The following is a 16699-nucleotide window of genomic DNA, read 5'->3' on the forward strand; positions in this document are numbered from 1 at the left end:
AGGGTTTCCCGAGAATTCACCGCCCGCCCCACGTGCTGCAGGTCGAGGTGATCCCGGCACCGACGCCGGTCGCGCGATCACCTCGACCCCACGAAACGGCCGGCGCGACCTACAGTCGAGGCATGTGCCGCAACATCCGACAGCTCCACAACTTCGAGCCGGCCGCGACGAGCGACGAGGTCCACGACGCCGCGCTGCAGTACGTCCGAAAGGTCAGCGGGAGCACGAAGCCCAGCCAGGCCAACCAGGCCGCGTTCGACGAGGCGGTCGAGGCGATCGCCCACGCGACGGCCCACCTGCTCGAGCACCTGACGACGTCCGCACCGCCCAAGGACCGCGAGGTCGAGCGCCAGAAGGCGCGCGAGCGCAACGCCGTCCGCTTCGGCACCCCCGCCTGACGGTCGCCTGACGGTCGCCTGACTGCCAGCTCGCTCGCGAATCTCTCCCGAACCACTTCCGACCGCCTACCCCAGGAACCGGCCGATCTCCTTGTCGTTCTTCGTCGCTGCCGTCGCGGCCCTGCTCGCCCTGCTCACCGTCCTGCTCCACCGGCGCCTCGCCGTCGCACCCGGCTGGCCCACACCAGCCAGGCGCTCCGTCGCGGTCGTCCTCACCCTCGGGTGGGCCGCGACGCTCGCGGCCTTCGCCGTCCAGGCCGGCGTCATCGACCCCCGTGGCACACGGTGGCTCGCCTGGGCCGGGATGACGTGGCTCGCCCTCAGCTGGTACCTCCTGCTCGGAGTCCTCGTCCTCGGGATCATCGCTCTCGCAACGAGACTCGCCGGCCGCCCGCAGGCCCGACGGGCTGTCCTGCGCACGGGCACCCCCCTCGTCGTGCTCCTGGCACTCGGCACGACGGCATACGGCCTCCACGAGGCGGCGGCTCCCTCGGTCACCCCGGTCACCGTGACGGACCCCGACCTGCCGGCCGACTTCGACGGCCTGCGCGTCGCCCTCGTCACCGACCTGCACGTCGGCCCGGTCCGTGACGTCACGTTCACGCGGCGCGTCGTCGACCAGGTCAACGCCCAGCGGCCCGACGTCGTCGTGCTCGGCGGCGACCTCATCGACGGCAGGGTGGCGCAGGTGTCCGACGCCCTGGCGCCGCTCGCCGACCTCGAGGCCCCGCTCGGCGTCTATGCCGTGAGCGGCAACCACGAGTTCATCTCGCAGCAGGCCGACGCCTGGATGGACCACTGGGAGACGCTCGGCATCGACGTGCTGCGCAACGAGAACGTCACCCTGACCAGGGGTTCCACCTCGATCCGGCTCGCCGGCATCCACGACGAGACCGGCACGGGCGCCGACGCCCCCAACCTCGAGCGGGCCCTGTCGGGCATCCCGGCCGATGCCTTCACCCTGCTCGCCGCGCACCAGCCCAAGGCGGGCGAGTCGGGGCAGGGGCGCGGGGTCGACCTCCAGCTCTCCGGGCACACCCACGGAGGCCAGCTCTGGCCGTTCCGCTATGCCGTGCTGCTCCAGCAGCCGGTCGTCGACGGTCTCGACGCGGTCGGCGACGTGCCCGTCCTGACGAGCCGGGGCGCCGGCGCCTGGGGGCCGCCCGTGCGCGTCCTCGCGCCGCCGCAGATCCCGGTCATCACCCTGCACGCGGGCGCGGGCGCACCCTAGGCTGACCGGCATGGGCATCTGGGCGACCCAGGTCACGCCGCGGCTCGTCGCGGCCGGCAGCGAGGACGAGAAGATCCGCGCCCTGCGTGCCCGCGCCTGCGCGGGCCTGCACGGTGAGGTCGTCGAGCTCGGCTTCGGCAGCGGGCACAACATCGGGCTCTACCCGGCCGCCGTGACGCGCGTCGTCGCGGTCGAGCCGTCCGACGTCGCCTGGGAGCTCGGTGCCGAGCGGCGGGCGAGAAGCCCGATCCCCATCGTCCGCGGCGACCTCGACGGGCAGTGGCTCAGCCTGCCGGACGCGAGTGCCGACGCCGTCCTCTCGACGTTCACGCTGTGCACCATCCCCGACATCGGGCGCGCCCTGGCCGAGGTGCGACGGGTGCTGCGTCCGGGCGCCGCCCTGCACTTCCTCGAGCACGGGCTCGCCCCCGAGGAGGGCGTGCAGCGCTGGCAGCGCATCCTCGAGCCGGTGCAGAAGAAGGTCTTCGACGGCTGCCACCTCACCCGGCCGATCGACCGGCTCATCGAGGAGTCGGGTCTCGTGATCGAGACGATCGAGCGTGCCTACGCGCCGATGCCGAAGATGATGCGGCCGTGGGTGTTCGGCTACCTCGGCCGCGCCGTGCGACCGGCCTGAGGCGCGGTCACCGGCCCCGGCTACCGTGGGCGCATGACGAGCGGCCCCCACCCCGACCTCGCGTCGCAGGTGCGGGCAGCACTCGCGGCTCACGCCGATCCCGTGCGGGCGGCGGGGCAGCAGCGCTACATGAAGTCGGCGATGCCCTACCTCGGCCTCACGTCCCCGGCGCTCAAGGGCGTCCTCACGCCGCTGCTGCGCGACCCGGGTCTCGCCATGGAGTCGCGCGCGCAGTGGGAGGCGACGATCCGCGAGCTCTGGGACGGCGCCACGCACCGCGAAGAGTGGTATGCCGCCATCGCCCTCGCGCGTCACCGTCCCTATCGCGCGTGGGTCGACAGCGACGCGATGCCGTTGTGGGAGAGCCTGATCCGCGCCGGTGCGTGGTGGGACGTCGTCGACGACATCGCGACCCACCTCGTGCGTGACACGGTGCTCACGCACCCGACGGTCGAGAGTCTGCGGATGCGCGAATGGGCCGGGTCGGACTCGCTCTGGGTGCGGCGCGCGGCGATCATCTGCCAGGTCGGGGCCGGCGTCCGTCTCGACCAGTCGCTGCTCGCCGACGTCATCGATCCCAACATCGACGATCCGGACTTCTTCAGCCGCAAGGCGATCGGCTGGGCCCTGCGCGACCACGCCCGCGTCGACCCCGAGTGGGTGCGAGCCTTCGTCGCCGCGCACCCCGACTTGTCGGGGCTGTCGCGGCGCGAGGCGCTCAAGCACCTCGGACCCCTGGCGTGAGCGGCGCGGAGACGCCGCCGGTGGGCCACCGGCGCGAGATCGTCCGCCTCGCCGTCCCGGCGTTCCTCGCTCTCATCGCCGAGCCGCTCTTCCTGCTCGCCGACTCGGCGATCATCGGCCACCTCGGCACGGCCGAGCTCGCCGGGCTGGGCGTCGCGAGCGCCGCCCTCGTGACGGCCGCCGGCATCTTCGTCTTCCTCGCCTACGGCACGACGAGCGTCGTCGCCCGCCACCTCGGAGCGGGCGACGAGAGCTCCGCGATCAGCGCGGGCATCGACGGGCTGTGGCTGGCCGTCGGCCTCGGGGCGGTCACGGCAGCCGCCGTCGCGGTGTGGGCCGGACCGATCAGCGCGGTCTTCGGCGCGTCGCCAGCAGCACTCGAGCAGGCTACGACCTACCTGCGGATCTCGGCCCTCGGCATCCCGGCGATGCTCGTCATCCTCGCCGTCACGGGAGTGCTCCGCGGGCTGCAGGACACGACGACACCGCTCGTCGCATCGGTCGTCGGCTTCGGCGCCAACATCGCGCTCAACCTGCTGTTCGTCTACGGGTTGCACTGGGGCATCGCCGGATCCGCGTGGGGCACCGTCATCGCCCAGACCGGCATGGGGCTCGCCCTCGTCACCGTGCTGCTCGTCAAGGCGCGGGCCCGGCAGGCGAGGCTGCGGCCCCATCCCGCACGCGTCCTCGCATCCGCGCGCACGGGCATACCCCTGTTCGTGCGCACCCTCGCCCTGCGCGCGACGCTGCTCGTCACGACGTGGGTCGCCGCCTCGCTCGGCGACGTCCCGCTCGCGGCCCACCAGGTCGCGCTGACCGTCTGGTCGTTCCTCGCCTTCGCCCTCGACGCCCTGGCGATCGCGGCGCAGGCGATCACGGGTCGCGCGCTTGGTGCGGGCGACCGCGAGGGCGTCCGGCTCGCGATGGGCACGATGGTGCGCTGGGGCGTCTGGGGCGGGCTGGCGCTCGGGCTCGTCCTCGCCGCCCTGCACTCCGTCATCCCGCCGCTCTTCACGTCCGACCCCGCCGTGCAGCAGGCGCTGGGCGCGGCTCTCGTGGTCGTCGGCCTCGGGCAGGCCGTCGCCGGCTACGTCTTCGTCCTCGACGGCGTCCTCATCGGCGCCGGCGACGGCCGGTGGCTCGCCCTCGGGATGGTCATCACCCTCCTCGCCTACCTCCCGTTCATCCTCGCCGTGCGCGCTGCCGGACCCAGCGGCTCCGCGACCCGCGACGTCGTCGTGCTCTGGCTCGCCTTCACGGCGTTCATGGTCATCCGCGGCGTCGTGCTCGGCTGGCGCGCGCGCCGCGACGACTGGATGGTCGTCGGCGCGCGCTGACCGCGGACCCGGACGGGTCAGGGCTGGCCAGGACGGGTCACACGGGCACGGCACGGCAGGGCACGGCACTCCCGCACACGGCGCCGTCAGGTGCTCACGGGTCCAGCGGGGTGCCCGACCCGGCTCGTCGGGTCTGCCAGGCCTTCTTCGCGGCAGCGCTCCGGCGACGCCGGCGCGCCTCCTGCTCCCTCACGGCGCGCTTCGCCGCCGCCTCCTCGCGGCGCCGTTCGCGCTCGAGGACCGCCTCGGAACGCACCGGCCAGACATAGGGCACGTCCGGGTCGGCATCCGGGAAGGTCGACGCGTAGTGCCCCGGGTCCTTGCGCACGAGGGCCGAGCGGTGGCTGGCCTGCACGGGCTCCTCGAAGAGCCAGGCGGGCAGCGCTCCGGCGGCGAGCAGCTCGTCGTAGGTCCGGAGCGGCCCGACGCCGGCCGCGGCGAGGTCTGCCGTGATCGTCCCGGCGCACGTGTCGTCGTAGCCGCGTCGCACCCACTCGTCGCACATGTCGAGCCCGTAGCGGCCCAGCGCCTCCTCGTGGCCCTTCCACATCAGGACCGCGGGGTGCGAGGCCCACGCGTAGCCGGGAACGGTGAGCGCGCGCACGATCTGGATGACCTCGACGCGCTGCTTGCCGAGGCGCTTCGTGTCGAGCACGGCGGCGGTCCGGGCGAAGTCCGCATACGGCACGAAGGTCTGCACGTGGCCCCTTCCTTGGCTCTCGGGACGACGTGGGTCGCCGTCCTCCGGACCGCCCGTCGAGCCGTCCTCCCACCGGCCATACCCAGGCGGCAGGCGGCCGTGTGCATGAGGTCATGGCCAACTGCTACGGGTTTCCCAGCGTTCTTTAAGGTCCAGCGCCCATAGTCGTTCTCGTGAGTTGCTCCTGTGCGACTCGGTGATCTCCTCCCCTGTCGGATCACCGGGTCAAGGGCACCCGCTCCTGCTGGTCGAGTTCGGCGACGTGACCAGCAGGAGCGGGTTTTCTCTTTTCCGGCACTCGACGCACTCGGCGCACTCGGCGGGCAGGACGCACGGAGACTGACGGCGAGTCACATGGCCCCGTCGGCCACCTCGACGTCCGACAGCAGGGCCTGCACCTCGGCCGTCGTCGGCATCGCCGTCGAGCAGGCGAGCCGGCCGACGACGAGCGCGCCGGCCACGGCGGCGAAGTGCAGGGTGCGCTCGAGGTCCCAGCCCGCGAGCAGGCCGTGCACGAGCGCGCCGCCGAACGCGTCCCCGCCGCCGAGGCCGTTGACCACCGTGACGGGGAACGCGTCGACGCGCACCTGCTCCGTGGGGGTCATGGCCAGCACGCCGCGACCGTCCTGCGTGACGACGGCGAGCTCGAGACCCGAGGCCAGCAGGGAGCGGGCCGCGCGCTCGGGGTCGGTCTCACCGGTGACGACGGTGCACTCGTCGAGGTTGCCGACCGCGACGGTCGCCTGGCGCAACGCCTCGCGTGCCTGGGTGCGGGCGTCGTCGCGAGGGTCCTCGGCGGCGTCGACCCGGTCGCGCCAGAAGGCCTCCTGGTAGTCCAGGTCGAGCACCGTGAAGGGCGCTCGGGCGCGCTCCTCGAGGGCTGCGAGGTGGGCGGCCCGGCTCGGCTCCTGGCTGAGGCCTGTGAGGCTCGACCAGTAGACACGCGCCTCGCGGATCGCTTGCAGGGGAAGGGATTCCGGGGTGATGAGCAGGTCCGGTGCCGTCGGGTAGCGGTAGAACCACCGCGGGAAGTAGTCGGGCGGGAAGATCTCGCAGAAGGTGACCGGCGTGGGCGGTCCGCCCGTGACCGTCTGGACGTAGACGTCGTCGACGCCGAGCTGCAGCAGCTCCCGGTGGACGAACCGCCCGAAGGCGTCGTCGGCAGTCGCGCTGATGAGCGCCGCTCGCCGGCCGTGCCGGGCCGCCGCGACCGTGACGTTGGCCGCGCTGCCACCGAGGAACTTCTCGAAGGTGCGCACCTCGTCGAGCGTCATGCCGTGCTGGAGCGGGTACAGGTCGACTCCCACCCGACCGATCGCAACGAGGTCGTGGACGGTCATGGTGCCTCCCTCGGATCCCGGGGCCCGGACGAGTGCCGGAACCTCCACGCTAGCCGCGATCCGGCCGCTCGTTCAGGTCACGGAATGGTCACGACCCTTGACCGATCGCCCTCAGCACCTCCATTCTCCTCGTGAGAGCGCTCTCACGGCCGCGTTTCACGCACGGAGAGCGCTCCCACACCCACACTGGGGATGAGACCAAAGGAGCTCTCCATGACATCCCGTTCCACCCGGATCGGCGCGCCTTCCGTGCGCTCTCGCCATGCCGTACTCGCCACCCTCACCGTCGGCCTCATGGCCCTGACCGCCTGCAGCTCCGGCTCGAGCGGCGACGGTGCCGCCACCCAGGCCGGGAGCACCGGCGGCGCCGGCGGTCCCGTCACCCTGACCCTCGCGACGTTCAACCAGTTCGGCTACGAGGAGCTCATCCCCGAGTTCGAGAAGTCGCACCCGAACATCAAGGTCACCCACAAGAAGGCCGCGACCTCCAACGAGGCCCGCGACAACTTCTTCACCCGCCTCTCGGCCGGCAGCGGCATGGCCGACGTCGAGGCCGTCGAGGTCGACTGGCTCCCGGAGATGCTCCAGTACTCCGACAAGTTCAACGACCTCAACAGCCCCGACGTCGCCGGACGCTGGCTCGACTGGAAGGCCAAGGCCGCCACCGACGCCGACGGCCACCTCATCGGCTACGGCACGGACTCCGGCCCCGAGGCCATCTGCTACCGCAGCGACCTCTTCAAGAAGGCCGGCCTGCCGAGCGACCGCGAGTCGGTCGCCAAGCTCTTCGGCAACACGTGGGAGAGCTACTTCGCCGCCGGCAAGCAGTTCAAGGCCAAGTCCAAGGTGCCGTTCTTCGACAGCATCGGCGCGACGTACCAGGGCATGGTCAACCAGATCCCGGCCGCCTACGAGAACCCGAGCGACGACAGCATCACGGCGACCGAGAACGCCGACGTCAAGAAGGTCTACGACCAGGTCATCCAGGCCGGCATCACCGACGGCCTGTCGGCCAAGCTCCAGCAGTGGGGCGACGACTGGACGGCGAGCTTCCAGAAGGACGGCTTCGCGACGATGCTCTGCCCCGGCTGGATGGTCGGCGTCATCGAGGGCAACGCCAAGGGCGTCAAGGGCTGGGACGTCGCCAACACCTTCCCCGGTGGCGGTGGCAACTGGGGCGGCAGCTACCTGACCGTGCCCAAGCAGAGCGCACACCCGAAGGAGGCCCAGATCCTCGCCTCGTGGCTGACCGCGCCCGAGCAGCAGGTCAAGGCCTTCAAGAAGGTCGGCGCCTTCCCGAGCCAGAAGCAGGCCCTCGAGAGCCAGGACCTCCTCTCCTTCAAGGTCGCCTCGTTCAACGACGCACCGACCGGCCAGATCTTCGCCGACCGGGCCAAGGCCGTCACGGTCACGCCGTACAAGGGCACCCACTACTTCGCGATCAACGACGCGATGCAGCAGGCCCTGACCCGCGTCGAGCAGGGCACCTCCCCGCAGGAGTCCTGGGACAAGTGGGTCGGCGACGTCAAGGCGCTCGGCTGACCTGAGCCGCCAGCCGACCAGCTGAGCCGGCCGAACCGCTGACCAGCTGACCGAACAGCCGACCAAGGACGGCCCGGTGCGACACGCACCGCTGACCCGGGCACCGGGCCGTCCTCCCGACCATCGGAACCGCCATGACCGTTCAGTCCCCCTCCCGCACGACGCACCCCGACTCGCCGGGCTCCCCCGCGTTCGTGCAGCGCTCGCCGAGGAAGCCCCGTTCGGGGTGGCGGCGGCGCCTGACGAAGCTCGACGAGAAGGGCGCGCCGTACGCCTACATCTCGCCGTTCTTCATCCTCTTCGGCGTCGTCGGGCTCTTCCCGCTGCTCTATACGGCGTGGGTCTCGCTCCACAAGTGGAGCCTCATCGGGGGCCAGGGCAACTTCGTCGGCCTGAAGAACTACACCGACGTGCTGGCTCAGCCCTACTTCTGGAACGCGCTGAAGAACACCATCAGCATCTTCCTGCTCTCGAGCGTCCCCCAGGTCATCGCGGCCCTGCTCATCGCTGCCGCGCTCGACAGCGGCCTGCGGGCCCGGACGTTCTGGCGGATGGGCGTGCTGCTGCCCTACGTCGTCGCCCCGGTCGCCGTCGCCCTCATCTTCAGCGACCTGTTCGGCGACAAGTTCGGCCTCGTCAACCACCTGCTCGGCCTCGTCGGCATCGACCCGATCCAGTGGCACAAGGAGGTCCTGCCGAGCCACGTCGCCATCGCGACCATGGTCAACTTCCGGTGGACCGGCTACAACGCGCTGATCTTCCTCGCCGCGATGCAGGCCATCCCGCGCGACTACTACGAGGCGGCGATGATCGACGGCGCCGGCCGCGTGCGGACCTTCTTCTCCATCACCGTCCCGCAGCTGCGGGCGACCATCATCTTCGTCGTCATCACCTCGACGATCGGCGGCCTGCAGATCTTCGACGAGCCGCGGATGTACGACCAGTACGGCCTCGGCGGCGCCGACCGCCAGTGGCAGACGCTGACCCTCTACCTCTACCAGCTCGGCTGGACGCAGAAGAACTTCGGCCGCGCGGCCGCGGTCGCCTGGATGCTCTTCCTCATCGTCGTCATCTTCGCGGTCGTCAACTTCCTCGTCACCCGCCGGATCGCCTCGAAGGGACAGCGATGACCGCCCCGACCCTGACCCCCGGCCCCGCCGTGAAGCCCGCGGTCAAGACCCGCCGCGGCGCCCGCCTCGTCCGGCGCACCCAGGCCAGCCCCACGGCATACGTCTTCCTCGCGATCGTGCTCGTCGGCTCGGCGTTCCCGCTCTGGTGGTCCTACGTCATCGGCAGCAAGGACTCCGCGGCGATCGTGCAGGACCCGTACTCGTTCATCCCGGGCGGGCACTTCCTGCAGAACGCCAGCACCGTCATCACGACGATCCCGTTCTGGAAGGCCCTCGGCAACAGCATCCTCGTCAGCGGCACCGTGTCCGTGCTCGTCGTGCTGTTCTCGGCGATGGCCGGCTTCGCCTTCGCCAAGCTGCGCTTCCGCGGCCGGAGTGGGCTGCTCGTCTTCGTCATCGCGACGATGGCCGTGCCGACGCAGCTCGGGATCGTGCCGCTCTTCATCGTCATGAGCAAGCTCGGCTGGATCGGCAGCCTGTGGGCGGTCATCCTGCCGAGCGCGGTCAGCGCCTTCGGCGTCTTCTGGATGACGCAGTACCTCCACGAGGCGCTGCCCGACGAGCTCATCGAGGCCTCGCGCGTCGACGGCGCCTCGACCCTGCGGACCTTCTGGTCGGTGGCCCTGCCGGCCGCCCGACCGGGCGCAGCGATGCTCGGCCTCTTCACCTTCATCGCGACGTGGACCAACTTCTTCTGGCCCTTCATCATCCTCGACCCGGGCAACCCGACGCTGCCCGTCGCCCTGCAGCAGCTGCAGGCGGCGTACTTCGTCGACTACTCCCTCGTGCTCAACGGGGTCGTGCTCATGGCACTGCCCCTCATCGTCCTGTTCGTCTTCGCCGGGAAGCAGCTCGTCTCCGGCATCATGCAAGGAGCAGTCAAGGGATGACCGCGCAGACGCGTAGCCCCCAGCCCCTCATCGTCCCCACCCCGGATCTCGTTGTGGCACAGGGCCGTCCGGTGCCCGCGGACTTCGTCCTCGGTGTCGCGACCGCCGCCTACCAGATCGAGGGGGCCCGTCACGAGGACGGCCGCACCGACTCGATCTGGGACACCTTCAGCCACACCCCGGGCGCCGTCGTCGACGGCGACACCGGCGACGTCGCGTGCGAGCACTACCACCGGTATGCCGCCGACGTGGCTCTCATGAAGTCGCTCGGGATGCAGTCCTACCGCTTCTCGACGTCGTGGGACCGGGTGTGTCCCGACGGCGGGCCCGTCAACGCCAAGGGCCTCGACTTCTACGAGCGGCTCGTCGACTCGCTCCTCGAGGCGGGCATCGCGCCGTGGCTGACGCTCTACCACTGGGACCTGCCCCAGGCCCTCGAGGACCGCGGCGGCTGGACCTCGCGAGAGACCGTCGACCGGTTCGTCGACTACTCGCTCGCCGTGCACGACCGGCTCGGCGACAAGGTGCGCACGTGGACGACGCTCAACGAGCCGTTCTGCGCTGCCTTCCTCGGCTACACCGGCGGCATGCACGCGCCGGGACGCACTTCACCGGAGGACGGCCTGGCCGCCGCGCACCACCTGATGCTCGCGCACGGCCGCGTCGTGCGGGAGCTGCGCGCCCGGGACGCGTCGCTCGAGCTCGGCCTGACGCTGAACTTCACCGTCGCCGACCCGCTCGACCCGTCCGACCCCCGCGACGTCGACGCCGCGCGACGCGTCGACGCCCAGATGAACCGGATCTTCCTCGACCCGATCTTCCGCGGCTCCTACCCCGCGGACCTCCTCGACGACGTCCGTCACCTGGGACTCGAGGACCACATCATGGACGGCGACCTCGAGGTCATCTCCACCCCCATCGACGTGCTCGGCGTCAACTACTACAACGGCGAGGCCATCGGCCACGAGCCGCCCGCAGCCGCCTTGGCCGACAGCGTCAACGGCGGCCGCGTCACCCGCTCGCCGTTCCCCGCCGCGGACGACTCGCACCGCCACCCGCGCGGCCTGCCCGTCACCGCGATGGACTGGGAGATCCAGCCCGAGGGCCTGACACGCCTGCTCGTCCGACTGCACGAGGAGTATGCCGGCCCGGCCGGTGTCACCCTCCACGTGACCGAGAACGGCGCCGCCTTCGACGACGTCCCCGACGAGGACGGCTTCGTCGACGACCGCGGGCGCACGGCATACGTCCGCGCGCACCTCGGTGCGATCCTCGACGCGGTCGACGCGGGCGTGCCGGTGCGCGGCTACTTCTACTGGTCGCTGCTCGACAACTTCGAATGGGCATGGGGATACGCCAAGCGCTTCGGTATCGTCCGAGTCGACTACGACACCCAGGTGCGCACCCCCAAGGCGAGCGCACTCGACCTCGCCCGGATCATCGCGACCCGCCGGCTGCCCGCCCCGTGGGCCGAGCCGGACGCCAGCGCTGAGGGCGACGAATCCGCAGGAGAATCGAGCCCATGACCGACGGGACGCTGGCCACCCACGTCGGGCGACCCACCCTCGAGGAGGTCGCCCGGGTGGCCGGCGTGTCCCGGGCCACGGTCTCGCGCGTCATCAACGGCTCGCCCCGGGTGAGCCCCGACGTGCTTGCCGTCGTCGAGAAGGCGATCGCCGAGCTGAACTACGTGCCCAACCGGGCCGCGCGCTCGCTCGTCGCGCGGGCCACGATGTCGATCGCGCTCGTCGTGCCCGAGGACGCGCACCGCTTCTTCGGCGACCCGTACTTCGCCGACGTCGTCCAGGGCATCAGCGACCGGCTCGACGACAGCGAGTACGTGCTCAACCTGCAGCTGACCCACCCGAGCAGCCCGTCGGAGAAGACCCGCCGCTACCTGCTCGGCGGCAACGTCGACGGCGCCATCGTCGTCTCGCACCACTCCGGCGACCACTTCCTCACCTCGCTCAGCCGGTCGCTGCCCGTCGTGTTCGGTGGCCGGCCCATCGGTGACGAGGCCAAGGACAGCGACTACTACATCGACGTCGACAACCGCCTCGGCGCCGTCACCGGCACACAGCACCTCATCGACCGTGGGCACACGGCGATCGCGACCATCACCGGACCGCCCGACATGCCGGCCTCTGTCGACCGCGAGCAGGGCTGGCACGACGCGCTGACCGCGGCCGGGCTGTCGGACCACCGCGTCGCCCACGGCGACTTCACCGAGGCCGGCGGCATCCGGGCCGCCCTGACCCTCGTCGACACCTACCCCGACGTCGACGCGATCTTCGTGGCGAGCGACCTCATGGCGAGCGGCGCGCTCGTCGCCCTCGCGGAGCGCGGCCTGCGGGTGCCCGAGGACGTCGCGATCGTCGGCTTCGACAACAGCAAGTACGCCACTCGGGGCAAGGTGGGCCTCACCACGGTCGCGCAGCCCGCTCAGGAGATGGGCGTCGTCATGGCGGACACCCTGCTGCGGCTGCTCGCCGGCGAGTCCCCGCCCCGCGTGACGACCCTCGACACCCACCTCGTCATCCGCGACTCCACCTGAGCCTTCCTGGTCCCTCCCTGCACCCGAGTGTCCACTTCGGCACCTCGTGACAACCTTCTCGTCGACGTGACGGTCTTGATGGGCACGGCTCGATGAACGAGCACAACCGACAAGGGGATCCACACATGTCCGTCACCCGCACCCTGACCGCCCTCACCCTCGCCGCCACCGCGGCGCTCACGACGACGGCCCTCGCCGTCGCACCCGCTCACGCCGGTGGGGCTCCTAACCTCGGAACCGTCACCGTCGACCACCAGGTTCGTCTCAGCGCCGACCGAGTGAGTCTCGGCGGCACCTACACGTGCACCGTCCCGGACGCCGCGGTGGCCTCGGGCCCCGGCACCATCGGCATCGAGCTCGTCGCACGCTCGGGCGCGTCCACCTCGGGCCAGGTCGCGGTCACGTGCGACGGGACGACGCGGCCCTGGACGGTCACCGCCCCGGCGGGCGCACTGCGGCAGGGGCGGGTCTGGGTGCACGGCCACCTCGAGGTGCCGGACGCCGCCGGCAACACCCCCTGGAACCTCTTTGACGCAACCGTCACCGTCGTCGGCCGCGCCTGACACGCTGGCCTCGGCCTCGGCCGCGAGCCAGCCGCACACCCTCGGGTCGACGCCACACCGTGCACGGCGTGCGGCCGATCCGGGGGTGTGCGCCTGGCCGGCCGGTGGGCATGACGAAGGGCCGGGCTCCGCGTGTGCGGAGCCCGGCCCTTCGGCCGATCAGACCTCGATGGTCAGGCGGGGACGACCTCGAAGGTCAGGGTCGCCGCGACCTCGGGGTGCAGACGGACGGTCGCCTCGTAGGAGCCGAGCGTCTTGATGGCCTGCTTGACCTCGATCTTGCGCTTGTCGAGCTCGGGGCCACCGGCAGCCTTGACGGCTGCGGCGATGTCACCGTTGCTGACGGCGCCGAAGAGGCGACCGGACTGGCCGGACTTGGCCGGGACCTTGACCGAGGTGGCCTCGAGCTGGCCCTTGATGCCCTTGGCCTGGTCGAGGTCCTTGATCTCGCGGACCTCGCGGCCCTTGGTCAGGGCGTCGACCTGCTTCTGGCCACCCTTGGTCCACGGGGTCGCGAGACCGCGCGGCATCAGGAAGTTGCGGCCGTAGCCGTCCTTGACCTCGACGACGTCACCAGCGGCACCGAGGCCGGAGACCTCGTGCGTGAGAATGAGCTTCATGGTGTTCTCCTCGTTCCCGAACTAGCTCAGCGAGCCGAGCTCGAGTAGGGCAGCAGGGCCATCTCACGGGCGTTCTTGACGGCCGTGGCGATGAGACGCTGCTCCTGGACGGACACACCGGTCACGCGACGCGCGCGGATCTTGCCGCGGTCGGAGATGAACTTGCGCAGGAGCGCAGTGTCCTTGTAGTCGATGTTCTCGACCTTCGCCGCCTTCAGCGGGTTGGCCTTCTTCTTGGGCTTGCGCACAACGGGCTTTGCCATCGTGGTGCTCTCCTTCTTGATGAGAGCCCGGGGTTGGTGCCCCGGGATGGAAATGAACTTCTTGGTATGCCGTCCGGCTCAGTGCGCCGGACGACGGTGCTGACCTGCTCGACCGAGGTCGAAGGCGATCGACGGACCGCTCAGAAGGGAGGCTCGTCGTAGCTCGGGGCTGCGCCCCAACCGCCACCCTGCTGGCCGCCCTGCTGAGCACCGGACTGCGGGCCACCGGCAGGCTGGTTGTTCCAGCCCCCCTGGCCGCCGCCGGCCGGGGCCGACTGGCCACCAGCGGAACCGCCGGTCGCCCACGGGTCCTCGGCCTGGCCGCCACCGGAGCCACCGCTCCAGCCGCCGCCCTGGCCACCCTGGCCGCCGCCGAAGCCGCCACCGCCGCCGCCGCGCTGGGTCTTGTTGACCTTCGCGGTGGCACTGCGCAGGGACGGGCCGATCTCGTCGACGTCCATCTCCACGACGGTGCGCTTCTCGCCTTCCTTCGTCTCGTAGGAACGAGACTTCAGGCGGCCGGACACGATCACGCGCATGCCCCGCTGGCAGGACTCGGCGACGTTCTCCGCCGCGTCGCGCCACACCGAGCAGCGCATGAACAGCGTCTCGCCGTCCTTCCACTCATTGCTCTGGCGGTCGAACTGCCGCGGCGTCGAGGCCACGGTGAAGTTCGCGACCGCGGCCCCGGACGGCGTGAAACGCAGCTCGGGGTCGGCGGTCAGGTTGCCGATGATCGTGATGACGGTGTCGCCTGCCATGCGTGGGCTCCGTTCAGTCCTTCGTCGGGTGATCGAGCGGGTTCAGTGACTGTTACTGAATCAGGCGCCGGGGCGCAGCAGCTTGGTGCGCATGATCGACTCGCTGAGGTTCAGCTGACGATCGAGCTCCTGGGCGGTGGCCGGCTCCGCCGTCATGGTGACGACGACGTAGATGCCCTCGGACTTCTTCTTGATGTCGTAGGCGAGGCGGCGACGGCCCCAGATGTCGACGTTGTCGACGGTGCCGCCATCGTTCTTCACGACGGTGAGGAACTTGTCCATCGTCTTGTCGACGGTGCGCTCTTCGGTCTCCGGGTCGAGGATGACCATGAGTTCGTACTGACGCATGCTTCTAACCCACCTCCTCTGGTCTCGGCGGTCACGAGTCTCTCTCGTGACAGGAGGGTTGCATTCGTCCCACCGCGGGCACGGGGCCCGGCCTGATCTTCCAGCCGGGGTCAGCCTCGCAGACCTCACCGACATCGAGTCGCTTCGATCCACAGGCCACCGGGCACACGGCGAACTGGGCAAGACTACCGGGCCGGACGGCATACCCCGAAATCGGCGGATCCCGCCGCGCCCACCCTCAGGAGAACCCTCAGACGAACCCTCGCGACAAGCCTCAGGAGAAGCGGACGATGAGCCGGTCCTCGGCCCCGCTCATCGGGCCGGCGAGGTCGTCGGTCTCGACGGTCCGACGACCCCAGCGCTCCCGCGCCCGCAGCCACACGACGGCCACCAGCCACAGCACGGCCACGACGCGCAGCATCGAGAAGAACGCGTACCACGGCGCCGGCAGGCCCCGGTCGGGCACGGTCGTCGCGGCGATCGTCAGCCACACGGCGACGAAGTTGAGCGCCTCGGCGCCCGCCCAGATGAGGTGGTCGCGCCACTGGAGCGCGCACCAGGCGACGAGCGGCAGCAGCCACACCGAGCTCTGCACCGTGAACGACTTGCCGGTGACGAGGACGAGGCCGACCATGACCATCGAGACCTCGGCGACCGTGGGGCGCCGCGCCGACGACAGTGCGAGCACCGCTCCGACGAGCAGCGCGACGAGCCAGCCGGCGACCGCGAGCGCCGTGACGGCCCCGTTGGGCAGCGCATGTCCGGCGAGCTGCGGCAGCAGCCACGGTGAGCCGTAGCCCGCCCCGGCGGACGCCCAGCCCTGGTAGGGCGACAGGGCAGCCTCACGGTTGAGCAGCCAGAGCCCGGACAGCAGAGCCCCGAACGTCAGCAGCGCGTAGCCGACGACGCGGCCCATCTCGCGCAGCCTCCCGGACCGCACGCAGAGCAACGCGATGGCGACGAGGATCAGCACCGGGTAGCTCCGGGCCCCGATCGCGAGGCCGAGCAGCACGCCCGCGAGCGTCGGGTTGCGCCGCGACCAGGCCCACATGCCGGCGCTGGCGAGCGCCACCCCGAGCAGGTCCGCCGAGATGAAGGCCGAGAGCACCACGACCGGCGAGAGCGCGACGTGCGCCGCGGAGAAGGGCCGTGCCGCGGACGACGCGACGAGCCACACGACGGCGAGCAGCAGCAGCGTCAGCAGCACCGACCACAGCGCGAAGTACCACGCCGCGCGCGTCTTGAGCGACCCGGCGTCGGGCCCGATGCTCGCGACGGCGGTCAGCACGAGGCCGGTCAGCGGCGGCTGCCCCGTGGCAGGCGCGCCGTCGCCACCCTGGAGGTATGCCGCGACGCCGGCCTTGACGTTCGAGTCGCGGTAGGCGGTCGGCAGGTCGGCGTAGCAGGCGCTCCAGAACTGGGTGTCGCCGCTGAAGCCGCTGCGCAGGCAGGGCACTCGCAGCAGGATCGCGAGCCCCGCGGTGACCGCCGTCAGCGCGGAGAGCAGCGCGGCCGTGAGCACCCACGGGAGCTCACGGGCCGCGGCATACCGCCCGCGGGGGCCTCCGATGACCTCGGAGGCCGCCCGCACGACGGGGTCGTCGAGCTTCTCGGTCACCGAGCCGTCACCCGGTCACCGCG

The 16699-nt window shown here is 71.1% G+C and carries 18 protein-coding genes; 11 read left to right on the top strand and 7 right to left on the bottom strand.

What is annotated here, in order from left to right; translation table 11 throughout:
* Nucleotides 1-122 precede the first annotated feature (122 nt).
* The 5 genes from U5C87_RS04255 (at nt 123) to U5C87_RS04275 (ending at nt 4347) form a co-directional block, all read left to right on the top strand.
* Nucleotides 123-398 (top strand): DUF2277 domain-containing protein, encoded by a 276-nt coding sequence (locus U5C87_RS04255; protein ID WP_330475404.1) that lies wholly within the window; start codon nt 123-125, stop codon nt 396-398.
* A gap of 91 nt (nt 399-489) precedes the next feature.
* Entirely contained in the window at nt 490-1629 is a 1140-nt protein-coding gene (locus tag U5C87_RS04260) for a metallophosphoesterase (protein WP_330475405.1), read from the top strand.
* Nucleotides 1630-1639: 10 nt separating this feature from the next.
* On the top strand, nt 1640-2266 hold the full coding sequence (locus U5C87_RS04265; RefSeq protein ID WP_330475406.1) for a class I SAM-dependent methyltransferase: 627 nt from the start codon (nt 1640-1642) through the stop codon (nt 2264-2266).
* Between the two features lie 33 nt (nt 2267-2299).
* Nucleotides 2300-3010 carry a DNA alkylation repair protein gene (locus U5C87_RS04270; RefSeq protein ID WP_330475407.1) on the top strand — a complete coding sequence of 237 codons (711 nt, stop codon included), beginning with the start codon at nt 2300-2302 and terminating at the stop codon, nt 3008-3010.
* On the top strand, nt 3007-4347 hold the full coding sequence (locus U5C87_RS04275; protein ID WP_330475408.1) for an MATE family efflux transporter: 1341 nt from the start codon (nt 3007-3009) through the stop codon (nt 4345-4347). The genes U5C87_RS04270 and U5C87_RS04275 overlap by 4 nt, the downstream gene beginning before the upstream one ends.
* A gap of 94 nt (nt 4348-4441) precedes the next feature.
* Here the strand turns inward: U5C87_RS04275 and U5C87_RS04280 are convergent, their stop codons facing one another.
* Together U5C87_RS04280 and iolC are read right to left on the bottom strand one after the other, a co-directional pair.
* A complete protein-coding gene (locus tag U5C87_RS04280; RefSeq protein WP_330475409.1) occupies nt 4442-5047 on the bottom strand; it encodes an MSMEG_6728 family protein in 606 nt (201 codons plus the stop codon).
* 350 nt (nt 5048-5397) lie between these two features.
* Nucleotides 5398-6387, bottom strand: coding sequence for a 5-dehydro-2-deoxygluconokinase (gene iolC / locus U5C87_RS04285; RefSeq protein WP_330475410.1), 990 nt, complete (start codon nt 6385-6387; stop codon nt 5398-5400).
* A 213-nt stretch (nt 6388-6600) separates the two neighbouring features.
* Here iolC and U5C87_RS04290 point away from each other — a divergent pair, with 213 nt between their 5' ends.
* From U5C87_RS04290 to U5C87_RS04315, 6 genes are all read left to right on the top strand, one after another.
* A complete protein-coding gene (locus U5C87_RS04290) occupies nt 6601-7929 on the top strand; it encodes an ABC transporter substrate-binding protein (RefSeq protein WP_330475411.1) in 1329 nt (442 codons plus the stop codon).
* Nucleotides 7930-8063: 134 nt separating this feature from the next.
* The gene (locus U5C87_RS04295) at nt 8064-9059 is read left to right on the top strand and encodes a carbohydrate ABC transporter permease (RefSeq protein WP_330475412.1); all 996 of its coding nucleotides are present in this window, start codon (nt 8064-8066) and stop codon (nt 9057-9059) included.
* Nucleotides 9056-9949: a carbohydrate ABC transporter permease gene (locus tag U5C87_RS04300; RefSeq protein ID WP_330475413.1), complete on the top strand. Its 894-nt coding sequence runs from the start codon at nt 9056-9058 to the stop codon at nt 9947-9949. The genes U5C87_RS04295 and U5C87_RS04300 overlap by 4 nt, the downstream gene beginning before the upstream one ends.
* A complete protein-coding gene (locus U5C87_RS04305; protein ID WP_330475414.1) occupies nt 9946-11475 on the top strand; it encodes a GH1 family beta-glucosidase in 1530 nt (509 codons plus the stop codon). The genes U5C87_RS04300 and U5C87_RS04305 overlap by 4 nt, the downstream gene beginning before the upstream one ends.
* Nucleotides 11472-12503, top strand: coding sequence for a LacI family DNA-binding transcriptional regulator (locus tag U5C87_RS04310; protein ID WP_330475415.1), 1032 nt, complete (start codon nt 11472-11474; stop codon nt 12501-12503). The genes U5C87_RS04305 and U5C87_RS04310 overlap by 4 nt, the downstream gene beginning before the upstream one ends.
* Nucleotides 12504-12628: 125 nt before the next feature.
* Nucleotides 12629-13066 (top strand): DUF6299 family protein, encoded by a 438-nt coding sequence (locus tag U5C87_RS04315; RefSeq protein WP_330475416.1) that lies wholly within the window; start codon nt 12629-12631, stop codon nt 13064-13066.
* A 173-nt stretch (nt 13067-13239) separates the two neighbouring features.
* Here U5C87_RS04315 and rplI read toward each other — a convergent pair whose 3' ends face one another.
* The 5 genes from rplI to U5C87_RS04340 all read right to left on the bottom strand — a co-directional run bounded on the left by rplI (nt 13240) and on the right by U5C87_RS04340 (nt 16676).
* Nucleotides 13240-13686 carry a 50S ribosomal protein L9 gene (rplI, locus tag U5C87_RS04320; protein WP_030197754.1) on the bottom strand — a complete coding sequence of 149 codons (447 nt, stop codon included), beginning with the start codon at nt 13684-13686 and terminating at the stop codon, nt 13240-13242.
* A gap of 26 nt (nt 13687-13712) precedes the next feature.
* On the bottom strand, nt 13713-13949 hold the full coding sequence (gene rpsR / locus U5C87_RS04325; RefSeq protein ID WP_013494395.1) for a 30S ribosomal protein S18: 237 nt from the start codon (nt 13947-13949) through the stop codon (nt 13713-13715).
* Between the two features lie 140 nt (nt 13950-14089).
* Nucleotides 14090-14710, bottom strand: a complete 621-nt coding sequence (locus U5C87_RS04330; protein WP_330475417.1) for a single-stranded DNA-binding protein — start codon at nt 14708-14710, stop codon at nt 14090-14092.
* A 60-nt stretch (nt 14711-14770) separates the two neighbouring features.
* Nucleotides 14771-15058 (bottom strand): 30S ribosomal protein S6, encoded by a 288-nt coding sequence (gene rpsF, locus U5C87_RS04335; RefSeq protein WP_030197748.1) that lies wholly within the window; start codon nt 15056-15058, stop codon nt 14771-14773.
* 274 nt (nt 15059-15332) lie between these two features.
* Entirely contained in the window at nt 15333-16676 is a 1344-nt protein-coding gene (locus tag U5C87_RS04340; protein WP_330475418.1) for a hypothetical protein, read from the bottom strand.
* Nucleotides 16677-16699 lie beyond the last annotated feature (23 nt).

The sequence above is a fragment of the Terrabacter sp. C0L_2 genome (genome assembly GCF_036352015.1).
In the GTDB taxonomy this organism is placed as follows: Bacteria; Actinomycetota; Actinomycetes; order Actinomycetales; family Dermatophilaceae; genus Terrabacter; species Terrabacter tumescens.